The organism is Bacillus sp. JJ1562, from assembly GCF_036962705.1.
Taxonomy (GTDB): Bacteria; Bacillota; Bacilli; order Bacillales; family Bacillaceae_L; genus Ferdinandcohnia.
Map to the genome: position 1 here is coordinate 61,406 of NZ_JBALOQ010000007.1, position 12,509 is coordinate 73,914.

Here is a 12,509-nt window from a genome sequence, read left to right on the forward strand (position 1 = left end):
TAGGAGCAGTACTTCCTTATCTTATCTACACTTCTAACAAATGTCCACCATCGAAAAAGTATAAATATCTTTCATTTAGTGGCTTTCTCCATATATGTTCGATCGCCTTACTGTATAATTCAAGCTGTACAAGATAGCGGTCTTCAAGTTTAGGCTTTGCTTCTTCAAAGCTTGTAAACTTACCAGTAATCGTGTCCGTTTTATAATCAATCAAAACAATTCCTTTTTCATCCTCAAAGATACAGTCGATAACCCCTTGAATGAGGACATTTTCTTGTTGTTCATCCGACCAATCCGCATAGGCTTCTGCCGCAGGAATTGCAACACTAAACGGTACCTCTCGTCTTACATTTTCAGCTTTTAACATACGCTGAGCAATCCCCGATTCAAAAAATCCAAGAATACTTTCTACATCAATAACATCTGCCTGTTCTTGTGTTAAAAGCTCGTTATGAACCATTCGCTGAATTTGTTCGCGGATGGACTCTTCACTTATTGGTTCTGTTAAATCAACATGCTGCATCACCATATGCATCGCTGTCCCACGTTCTGCCGGTGTTAATGATTTTTGCTGCATAAATCTTGGTCGATCCGCGCTTGCAGCACGGAACTGAGGTAGAAAAGCGACATCACTATGTTCATCCATGCTCTCTCGTTGTCTTTTTATCTCTGACACAGACTGTTTTGAACGCTTATTTGCCGCAGATTTAAAAGAATATTGCCATGTTAATTGATGTTCAATTCGTTCAGATGCATCGCTACTAACCGGAATTGGTTTTCCCTCTTTTAGTGCAGCCTCAATCTGTTCATGTTTGATTTCTTCTCCAACCTCAATTTTTTGCAGTTCTACAGCAGGGATTGATCGAATCTCCCATTTTGCTGGGTGATTCACAATGTCAGCTGGCAGCCCGTCAACTGTTTCATCTCCCCGAAGCAACTCAGCATCTTTGTGCCTAATTAAACCTGGTCCAATCCAATCCAAATATGATTTAGCACCAGCTCTTGTATGGTCTGTAATCAACCATTGTTTATTTTGAAGTGTGGCTTGCCATTTACCAAGCTGTTTTTCTAAATCCTTTACAGTACCTACCAGATAAAGCTTTTCCTTTGCCCTTGTGAGAGCAACATAGAGAACACGCATTTCTTCTGAAATCAATTCAAGGTGCATTTTTTTCTTAATCGCAAGCATTGGAAGAGTTGGATACGTAATTCGAAGTGTTGGATTCACATATTTCGTGCCAAATCCTAGCTCTTTATCTAATAAATAATTCTTATTTAAATCCATCATATTAAATTTCTTTGATAGTCCACTTACAAATACAACTGGGAATTCGAGTCCCTTACTTTTATGAATGGTCATCAGGCGGACAACATCCTCTTGTTCCCCTAGCGCTCTTGCCGTACCTAAATCATCACCACGGTCTTGCATTCGTTCAATGAAACGTAGGAAACGAAATAAACCTCTAAAGGAAGTCGCCTCATACTGGCGAGCACGGTCATATAGGGCACGAAGGTTAGCTTGACGTTGCTTTCCTCCAGGCATTCCCCCAACAAAATCATAAAAATAAGTTTCACGGTACAATTGCCAAATTAAATCTGAAAGAGACCCCGTTCTCGCTCTTGTACGCCAGCTTTCTAATTTATGAAAAAAGTGCGCCACCTTCTCATGTGTTGCATCATCAGAAGATGCTTCATCAAGGAATACCTTCAACGCCTCAAAGTAAGGACTGTTTTTTTCATAGGTTCGAATTTTCGCCAACTCGTCTGCTTCAAGTCCAACAATTGGTGAACGTAAAACAGATGCTAGGGGAATATCCTGGTAAGGATTATCAATCACCTTTAATAAAGACATCATGATTGCCACTTCTGTTGCATCAAAATAGCCAGTCGAAAGATCCGCATAAATTGGAATTCCTTGCTGTTTGAATTCCTCCATAATTTGTGGAGCCCAAGGCATTGAACGCATCAGAATGACAATATCACGATAGGTAATGCTTCTCATCCGGTTTTCCTTTCGGTCAAACACTTGGAACCCGGAATAGATCATATCCTTAATTTGCTTTGCCATCGCACGAGCTTCAAGCTGGGCTGTTTCTAGTTCCGCCTCATCAAAAAGGACGATTCTCTCATCATCGTCAGAATCTTCATTTAGTTCGAAACTTTCGGCCTCTTGACCATTTTTATCAATTAATACTAGTTCTGCAGCCATTTGGTCACTTTCAGGATAGTCCGCACCAAGCTTTAATTCAGCATCATCGTCATACTCGATTTCACCAACAGCTTCCCCCATTATCTGTTTAAACAAATAATTCGTACCATCCAGGACCTCCGCACGGCTACGGAAGTTTTTCGATAAATCAATTCTTAACCCGGTATTCTCCCCCGATTGGGTAAACCGTTTATATTTACTCAAAAATAGCATTGGTTCCGCAAGACGGAAGCGGTAAATCGACTGCTTAACGTCCCCAACCATGAACATATTTCCGGTTGCTTCTCCATCTTTAGTAACTAGCTTTAATATGGATTCCTGTACCATATTTGTATCCTGATACTCATCAACAAAAGCTTCTTCAAACTGAAGCCGGTATTCAAGAGCTGCTTCAGAAGGTATAAGTTCGTCAGATGCTGTACCTTCATTTCGAAGAATTTCAAGACAATAGTGCTCTAAATCAGAAAAGTCGACTAGCCCTTTTTCTTCTTTTACCTTCTGAAATCTCTCGCCGAATTCAATCACCAGCTGAACCAGCATGTCAATGGAAGGCTGCATTTCTTTAATATTGTCTAAATAGCTTTCAGGAGGTCGACTGAACAAATCTTCCTTAATTTTTTCAACAAGCTTTTTCGCATCATCTCTTAGCTTTGTGACCTGATCCTTTAGATTTTCATCATACTCATCACCTTTAACAGGCTTCGCTCTACCAAACACAAGAGTTTGCATTTCATGGTAGAGTGCCCTCCATGAATGATTTTTTGCATGGAAGAGTCGATGTATTTGTTCTAGGTCTGCTTCAATATTTTCCGCTCGAGGTGCCGGCCCTCCAGGCATTCGTATCAAATCCATCGCATGCTCTAAATTTGATTTTGCACCCTCAAGCTGTAAAGAAATATCGGCTAACAAATATGGAATATAAGGTGTTTGATCCAACGTCTGATCATCCACACGGTAATCCTCTGCAATTTGTTTCAGCCATTCATTAGGTGTTGGATGTGCACGTGAAAATTCATATAGTATCCGAATCATATTTTGTAATTCCACATCAGTTCGGTCATTCGTAAAGCGGTCAACTAGATCAAAAAATTTTGTGTTTTCTAGGTTACTGTAATGTTCTTCAAACAGTTCATCCATTACCTCATCACGTAAAAGTTCAGCCTCTGTCGAATCAGCTATTCGAAACCCTGGGTCTATATCAATTAAATAATAAAACTTCCGAATAACTTCCAAACAAAAAGAGTGAATTGTAGAGATGGAAGCACGATTAAGCAAGCTAAGCTGTCTTCTTACATGTAGAGAAGCTGGATCTTCCTTTAATGCTTTTTCCAACGCTTCGCCGATTCGATTGCGCATTTCCGCTGCAGATGCATTTGTAAAAGTTACAACAAGTAAACGGTCAACATCAACCGGATGCTTATCCGATAAAATTTGGCGGATAATCCGCTCAACGAGTACCGCCGTCTTTCCTGACCCCGCCGCTGCTGCAACTAAAATATCTTGTCCACTTGAGACAATCGCTTTCCATTGGTCATCTGTCCACTGACTTCCTTCTGGCTTTGGTATGAGATTAGTCATGAATTTTCACACCTCCATTCCTAATTTTCTCGAGAATTACGTCTTTACTTTCATTTGGTAGAACACGATAATTATTTTCTTCTAAGCTTTGGTCAAACTGACAAACAGACTTAAAAGTACAGAACGTACAAGGTGTTTTATCCTTCAGCTTATATGGGGCAATATCAATTTCACCCTTTGTAATCCGGTTTCCAGTTTTTTTAAAGACTCCGCGTACATGGTTGCGAAGATAACCAAGCTCTTCTTCACTTGCAACCTGTGAGTTCGAATAAAAACTTCCATCTTTCTTAATCGCTGCAGAGACAATTTGAGAGTAACCTGTTCCAAGGGATTGATCCATTAGACGAACGGATTCCTCTTCACCTAATAAGAGTCCTTTCATTTTAAATCTCTTAAAGATTTCCTCTTCAATTTTATCCTCAGGCAGTACTTTATTTGAATGAATTAATGGATCATGGATATGGAAATAAAGAACTCCAGCAGGTTTTGCGGTCGTTCCAATCCAATCTTTAGAATGTGTAATAATGACATCCAAATACGTTAACATTTGCAGAGCAAGCCCGTAGTAAACCTCTGAAAGATTAAGTGCCTTTTGACTTGATTTATAGTCGATGACGCGTAAAAGAACTCCTTGTGTGCTTTCAGCTTTATCGACCCGGTCAATTCGACCAACAAGCTCCATTGTGCTACCATTATCCAAATCAAACTGGATTGATGGAAGTGGTCCCTTCTTACCAAAGCCTAGCTCAATTCCTACTGGAGCAAAGCCACTTGCTTTTGCATGATCACTTAAAATCTTCGATGCACGGCTAATAATTTTTTGTAACTTATGCATGATATAGTGGTAGCGATTTGAACTCAATAAAATTTCCTTCTGTAACCGCGGTGCTAATTCTTCTACTGCTTTCGCAGCTAGCTTGTCACATTGCTCTTTTGTTAGGTCACGCCAGTCGATACCATTGATTCTTAATGAGTCGGCAATTTTCTTAAGAGCCGCATGGAATAAATCACCGATATCTGGTGATTCCAAGCGGAATACTTTTCGCTCTTTTAACTGTAGTCCATAGCTTGCAAAGTGAGAGAATGGACAGCCCTGGAACACTTCCATTCGAGAAACACTACCTTGAATATGGTCGCCATATAGGCTTTGTGTTATTTCTTCTGAAAGCTTTTTCGTTTTGTTTTTGTAAAATAAACTGCTTAATACAAGCTGACTTTTATACTTCATTTCATCATGGTTTGCGAAATAGTTATAGACATCCCACCATAAATCCTGAATCGGATACTGCTTTTTCCACGCCTGCAATTGTGTTGCCAAAGAAGATAAGGCGACTTTAGGATTCACGATATATTCCAACTGCTCTAATGCAGGGAGCTCTGATGGCTCATTCATATAAAACTTTTCTTCTACATTTGGAAAAATATCCTTTAGACGCTTAATAATTGGTGATGGGAGCAAGGATTTTCCTTCTTCATTTGCCAACGGATAGCTAATATACAAAGTTTTCTGCGGACTTGTTAGTGCACAATAAATAAGGAAATTTTCATCTAACAATGTCTCCCTGCTTCCAGGGGCTAATTGTAGTCCAGAATCACCTAAGGCTTCACGGTCTGATTCCGAAAATACACCTTCCTCACTTGGGCGTGCAGGCAAGACCCCATCATTCGCACCGATAATAAAAGTACATTTGATGTTTGATAATCGAGAACGCTCCAAGCTTGCCACGAGCACCTGATCAATCGCGGGTGGTACAAGTGCAAATCGCATGCTTTCTAGTCCTGTTTCAATCATATTGCTGAACATGGTTAGCGAAACTTTTTCATCACCGATGATTTCAACATATTGATCCAGCAACTCTAAAACAGCTTTCCACACCTGGTCGTTTTCTCTTGCTTCGGAAAGTCTTCCGGCAAGCTCAGCATTAAGCTTCAACTCTTCCATTTTCGCAGGGATTTCGAGCTCCTCTAAATAAAGGAAAAGCGCCTCACACATCGTTCTACCGTCCTTCGCCTTTTGAAGACGTTTCCCGAAGGTAAGTAATGGTTCCACAATCATAGTACGAAGATCGTTAAGCTTGTCCTCATATTCACGCTCTTTGTCTGTTTGTGGGAGGTCTGAATCCTCTAATCCCCTTATGCGCTTATACTTCCAGCGCTTGTCATTTGTCCATTTATAGCCTTGAATCCCAAATTCAAGCACATAGTTTTCTAACTTGTCCATATCCTCTCGGAGTGCGGAAATCTCCTCTCCAAACGGATATATGAGATCGGTTTTTACACAGCGAAAGACGGACTCGTAGCGCCAGTTACTGCTTATGACCTCAAGACTTGAACGAATTAATTCAATTAACGGATGGTTTAACATTGAACGCTTTTGGTCAATGAAAAATGGAATGTGATAATCCTGAAAAATGGTTTCAATGATTTCATGATAATCGCTTGTATTGCGAATCATTATTGCGATATCACGATAGCGATAGTTTTTCTCTCGCGCTAATTTTTGAATCTCACGCGCAACCCCCTCAACTTCAGCACGTCGATTCACCGCCTGACTTAATGTAATCGACGCCCGACCTTGATAAGAAACAGTGGGTCTTTCATCAAAAAATCTTTCTAAATGGGCTAATGAAGGTTCTGCGGAATAACGATAATGGTTTGTTAACAAAATCGGCTCCTCGACCTTAATTCCATTTTCACTCGCATACTGAATAATAGATTGATAGGTTTTTCCAGTCATTCGGAATAGACTTAAATCATGTGGGGCGACATCATATACTTTATCAACCGTTAAAGCCATTGTTATTTTTTTTGAAACTTTCATAAGTTGCCCTACTACTTCAAGCTCCTGTGGGGTAAAGCTGTGGAAGCCATCAATATATATTTCCGCGTCTTTTATATAGGAAGATTGAGGAATTTTTTCCGCTAAAAGTCGTAAATAATCCTCAGAATCAACGTATTTCTCAAATAGATGTTTTTCTAATTCATCATATAAAAGCTGTAGGTCATGCATTTTATCTGAAAGTACTTTGTTTTCAGCTGCAATGGTTTGTTTTTGTTCTTCTAGGATTTCTGGAGTGACACAATATCGCTTAAACTCGGCTACCATTTCTTCCATTTGGGTAATGAACCCATTTTTATCAGCAGCACGAGAGAAAACCTTAAGATCTTGCTTTTTTGAATCTATAATTTTGCGAAGGAGCATGTTCACTCCAACATTATTTACATGGTATCGGCTCATCCCTCCAGTTTCCTGCAGGACCCTCCATGCTAAACGAGTAAAACTGAATACTTGAGCCCTCATCATTCCGCCAATTCCAGGGGAACTGATTAAATCATATTCAGATTGAAATGTCATTTGGTCGGGAACTAAATACACAATCGGAGAACCTGTTGGGTCGTCAAGAAGGTTTGACCGAATATCTTGAAGACATGTGTATGATTTCCCAGTACCAGCTCGTCCCAATATAAATTGTAGTGACATATATTAACCTCCTAAAGAGAGAGAAATTCGTATCATTATTATCCTATAATTGTATCAAAAAAATTGTCGAACAGGTGAAACATATCCTATCCATATTCTAGAAATGTCGAAGAACGCTCACAATAATTATTTTTTGTGGATGATATAATTTTTGTAAGGTACTTCCAATATATTTGAAAGTAGGACATTATTTTTGGAAAGAAGTGATGGAATTGTCACGATGGTATAAAAAATCGATATCAGATTTAGAAGCAGAGCTTTCCACCAATATAAAAATAGGACTTACAGAAATCGAAGCTGTGGAACGACTTAGAAGGTTTGGTCCTAATCGATTTGAAGATCATAAAAAAGCATCAATTCTAAAAATGTTTTGGGATCAAATTAATAGCATGTTAATCCACATACTTATTGCAGCAGCTGTTATTTCTGCTTTTGTTGGAGAAATCACCGATGCTGCGATTATTTTTATTGTCATCCTGCTCAACGCTGTAATTGGAGTTGTTCAGGAGTCCAAGGCTGAAAAAGCGTTGGAAGAATTAAAGAAAATGTCCACGCCAAAAGCAGTTGTCAAAAGAAATGGAAACCTAAAGGAAGTTCCATCTGAGGAAATTGTCCCTGGTGATATCATCATTTTAGACGCTGGACGGTATGTCCCTGCAGATTTACGGCTGGTGGAAACAGCGAATTTACAAATCGAAGAATCTGCGTTAACGGGTGAATCTGTTCCAGTTGAAAAAGATGCATCTATAATAATGGGTCATGAGGCTTCAATGGGTGACCAACGGAATATGGCTTTTATGACAACTCTTTCAACCTATGGAAGAGGAATTGGTGTTGTAGTAGACACAGGAATGAATACTGAAATTGGAAAAATAGCTAAAATGCTCGGACAGCAACAAAAGGAAACAACACCTCTTCAAAAGAAATTAGATGAATTGGGCAAATTTTTAGGGATAGGAGCAATCATTGTTTCAATTGTCATCTTTTTCATTGGGTTCTTTCAAGGTAGAGAACCTTTAGACATGTTCCTCATTGCTGTTAGCTTAGCCGTTGCAGCAATACCCGAGGGCCTCCTCGCAATTGTTACGATTGTGCTTGCTATGGGTGTTCAAAAAATGATTAAACATCATGCAATCGTCCGCAAGCTTCCAGCTGTGGAAACCCTTGGTGCAGTAAGTGTTATTTGCTCGGATAAAACAGGTACGCTTACGCAAAACAAAATGACAGTAACCACTATCTTTATGGATGATCGCTTTCAGAAGATAGGTGACATTCCACCAGAAATTACAAAAAGCCATCCATTTTTCCGTGGGATTACATTATGTAATGATGCTCAAGTTTCTGAGGAGCAAAGTACGGGAGACCCAACTGAAATCGCCCTTGTACAGGCAGGATTGAATATCGGCTTGTTCAAAGAGGCGCTTGAAAAAAACTTCAAACGAATTTTTGAACTTCCTTTTGATTCTGATCGAAAAATGATGACAACTGTTCACACAGATAATGGTAGCTTTATTTCGTTTACTAAAGGGGCTTTGGAAAGCATTTTACCAAGGGTAAAAGCTATTTATAAGGATGGTAAAATTGTATCTTTTACCTCGGATGAAGAGAAAGAGATTCAGGAAGCCTCAGGAAGAATGTCTGATAAGGCCTTACGTGTTCTAGCTGTTGCTATGAAAAACGTACCAGAAAATGACGGCCTAGATAGCAACTTAGAATCAGATCTTACTTTCCTTGGCCTAATCGGTATGATAGATCCACCTCGTGAGGAAGTCAAAGCATCAATTGCCTCTTGTAAAAATGCGGGCATTCAGACAATTACGATAACCGGCGACCATAAAAAAACAGCTCTGGCAATCGCTTCTGAACTAGGTATAGCAAATGTTGAGCAACAAGCAATGACTGGCCAAGAACTACAAGCACTTAGTGATTTAGAGTTACAGGAAAAAGTTAAAAATGTTCGAGTATTTGCACGAGTATCTCCCGAGCATAAGGTACGAATTGTAAAAGCGTTAAAGGGGAATGGACATATCGCCTCTATGACTGGTGACGGTGTGAATGATGCTCCATCATTAAAACAGGCTGATGTTGGAGTAGCCATGGGTATCACAGGTACGGATGTTGCAAAAGGAGCCGCTGATATCATCCTTACAGATGATAATTTCTCTACAATTGTATCAGCTGTAGAGCATGGTAGAAATATCTATCAAAATATCAAAAAATCCGTATTATTTTTACTCTCTTGTAATCTAGGGGAAATTACTGCTTTATTCATTGGTATATTACTTGGCTTACCCGCTCCATTAACAGCTGTACAAATTCTCTGGGTTAATCTGATTACAGATACCCTTCCCGCAATTGCCTTAGGGCTGGACCCTGATGATCCTGATGTGATGAAGGAAAACCCACGTGATCCGAAGGAAAGCATATTTGCAAAGGGTAATGGAAGCTTTACCGTATTAAATGGGTTAGTGATTGGTTTTATTACATTATTTGCATTTGTAGAAGGCTTACGTTTCTATTCTGGTGCAAGCTCTGTCTTTACAATCGATTATAGTTACATTACAACAGATGCTTTAATTCACGCTCAAACAATGGCATTTATCACATTGAGTATTTCGCAATTGTTTCACTCTCTTAACCTCCGAAGTCGTAAGAAATCTATCTTTAAAGTTGGACTTTTTACAAACAAATATTTAATCGCCGCAATTTGTGTAGGTATTGCCATTCAAGTGGGTCTTGTCTATATTCCGTTTTTTAACAATGTATTTGAAATCCATTTTCTATCAGTTAATGATTGGCTATTTATACTTGGACTTTCAATCATACCGGTTTTAGGAAATGAATTTGCGAAGGCATTGAAACGAATCTTTTCAGCATAGTACTGCGATGCTTATTTTTGACAATTTTGTTAATTAAAAACCAAACTCTTAAAATAGATTTATAATTAATGTAGGGATTGATTCAACCCATTCAGCAGCCTGAAACATTTGTACACTAATCAATCCCACAAATTGAAGGGAGTCTTTATTATGACTAGACTACTAGTACCTGTTGATGGTTCTGCACAATCTATTAAGGCATTGCAATTCGCGTTAAAACAAGCTGTTGAAAATAGTTATGAAATCATTCTTCTAAATGTTCAACCAAGTTATAACACACCTAACATTAAACGCTTTGTTAAACAAGAACAAATCCGTGCATATCAAAGTGAAGAAAGTAAAGTTGCTTTTGAAAAAGCATTGGCTGAAACAAAGAACTTCTCTATTCCGGTGGAGACAAAATTAAGAACTGGTGATCCCGGGATAGAAATCTGTGCTGAAGCAAGAGAAAATCAGGCAACTCAAATCATAATGGGTTATAGAGGACTGGGTGCAATTAAAGGAACTGTCCTTGGAAGTGTAAGCTATAAGGTTTTACATGAGGCTCCATGCCCAGTAACAGTTGTTCCTTAAATATAGTTTTAGTAGATTAAGAGGGAATCTGAGAAGTTCCAGTATAATAAAACAGCGAGAAGACAACCAAAGCTATTTCCTCGCTGTTTTATTTGTTAAGAATCTCCTCATAATCGTTGTGACAGCTACCGGTTTTTTAACCAGACCACGTAGGTAAGCATATGTTACAAAAAGGTGGTGGTCTGGTTGAAGAGGTTATTTCTTGCCGCATTGTTCCTTATTTTTACGGGAGTATTTGTTGCTTCTAATATCTATACTTTTATTCCCATTTATCAAAGTATTTCGGATTCAATCCATATAACTGTTGAACAAGTAGTGGTTGGAGGGAGTATTTTTTCCTTTTCTTATGCGTGTGGGTTGCTATTCTTTGGACCTCTATCAGAGAAAATAGGGAGAAAAAAAGTCATTCTCCTTGGGTTAATCCTATCATTTCTTGCAACTGGATTAGTGGGATTTTCATTTAATGACAAATCACTTTATCTTTTTAGAAGTCTTCAAGGATTTGCCCTAGGGAGCTTTCCACCAGTTGCATTTACTTATATCTTTGACGTTTTTCCACTCCGACATCGTACTCTCGTGCTCGCTCTTATTAACTGTGGCTTCTTATTTGCAGGTATCCTTGGTCAACTTATTAGTTCGAGCATTACTTATTTTTATGGCTGGGAGTATGTTTTTTATGGCTTTGCAATTATGTATCTTGTCCTGTTTATGAGCGGATTGTTTTTCCTTCCAACTGTACCAGTTGCAAAACAAGAATGTGCTTCACTTTTTCAAGATCTTTGTAAAATTATCAAAAACCCTACATTAGTCACATGTTATATCATCACTTTTTCAATTTTGCTGACGTTTATTTCGTTCTATGATGGATTAGGTCAATACTTACAAGAAGAGTATTCGATTAATCAAAAGAAATTATTTAAAATAAGGGCTATCGGTCTCATTGGTGCATCTTTTTCATTGTTAACAGGGAAATTGGTAAGGCATTTTGGTGATCGTAGAACTTTATTACTTGGCCTCTGCCTTGTAGCTTTTAGTCTGATCAATCTACTTTTTATTAGAACACCTGTAATGGTCGCCATTGTGTCCATTCCTTTGGTTGCCGCTATTTCCCTCCTCTACCCCTCCCTTATTTCTATCATCGGTAAGCTTGGTGAACATGCAAGAGGCTCCGCTATTTCGCTATATTCATTTACTTTGATGACCGGAGGAAGTCTAGGAGCACTTCTTGCATCTGCATTAGACTTTTCGATTTTATTAGTAAGCCTTCTTGGACTATTTACTTTTAATATCGCTTTAAGTTTAAGATTAAAAATATAAAGAAACAGGGTAACACTAGACAGTGATACCCTGTAGACTATTTACTCGTTCCATTACAACCTCAACAAAGCGTTCAAACCGATGTTCATCTATACGTTGTGGCATCAATTCAACTTTTAAGGTTGCTGCTAAGTTTGAATGCACAAAAAGCATATCGCGAAATTCATCAACTGCCCCACAAAAATGGGGATAGCATTGGTCACCAGTGCCCAATACGCCTGTTACAATATCCTTTGTAGAACTGTTCTCAAAGGCACGATAAAGCTGAATCATTTCATGAGGAATATTCCCATTTCCCCATGTATAGGTTCCTATGATAATCGCATCAAATGATTCCATTTTATAAAAAGGAAAATATTCGACCTGATAGACATAGCACTCGCTTGTACACTTACTCAAATAATCGTGGACGATTTTCACTGCTTCCTCTGTATTCCCTGTGATCGATGTATACACAATTGCAACCTTCATA

At 38.8% G+C, this 12,509-nt stretch carries 6 protein-coding genes; 3 read left to right on the forward strand and 3 right to left on the reverse strand.

Annotated features, from left to right (window positions below; translation table 11 throughout):
• Positions 1 to 25: 25 nt before the first annotated feature.
• Complete coding sequence (addA, locus tag V7097_RS05160) at positions 26 to 3,787, reverse strand: helicase-exonuclease AddAB subunit AddA (RefSeq protein WP_335702533.1); 3,762 nt, start codon at positions 3,785 to 3,787, stop codon at positions 26 to 28.
• Positions 3,780 to 7,268: a helicase-exonuclease AddAB subunit AddB gene (gene addB / locus V7097_RS05165; protein WP_335702534.1), complete on the reverse strand. Its 3,489-nt coding sequence runs from the start codon at positions 7,266 to 7,268 to the stop codon at positions 3,780 to 3,782. The genes addA and addB overlap by 8 nt, the downstream gene beginning before the upstream one ends.
• Positions 7,269 to 7,480: 212 nt before the next feature.
• On the opposite strand from addB, the gene V7097_RS05170 reads away from it, so the two are divergent.
• From V7097_RS05170 to V7097_RS05180, 3 genes are all read left to right on the forward strand, one after another.
• Positions 7,481 to 10,147 (forward strand): cation-translocating P-type ATPase, encoded by a 2,667-nt coding sequence (locus V7097_RS05170; RefSeq protein ID WP_335702535.1) that lies wholly within the window; start codon positions 7,481 to 7,483, stop codon positions 10,145 to 10,147.
• Positions 10,148 to 10,297: 150 nt separating this feature from the next.
• Positions 10,298 to 10,720, forward strand: a complete 423-nt coding sequence (locus V7097_RS05175) for a universal stress protein (protein ID WP_335702536.1) — start codon at positions 10,298 to 10,300, stop codon at positions 10,718 to 10,720.
• Positions 10,721 to 10,906: 186 nt separating this feature from the next.
• Positions 10,907 to 12,037: an MFS transporter gene (locus V7097_RS05180; RefSeq protein ID WP_335702537.1), complete on the forward strand. Its 1,131-nt coding sequence runs from the start codon at positions 10,907 to 10,909 to the stop codon at positions 12,035 to 12,037.
• A 15-nt stretch (positions 12,038 to 12,052) separates the two neighbouring features.
• Here V7097_RS05180 and V7097_RS05185 read toward each other — a convergent pair whose 3' ends face one another.
• The gene (locus V7097_RS05185) at positions 12,053 to 12,508 is read right to left on the reverse strand and encodes a flavodoxin domain-containing protein (RefSeq protein WP_335702538.1); all 456 of its coding nucleotides are present in this window, start codon (positions 12,506 to 12,508) and stop codon (positions 12,053 to 12,055) included.
• Between the last annotated feature and the right edge of the window lies 1 nt (position 12,509).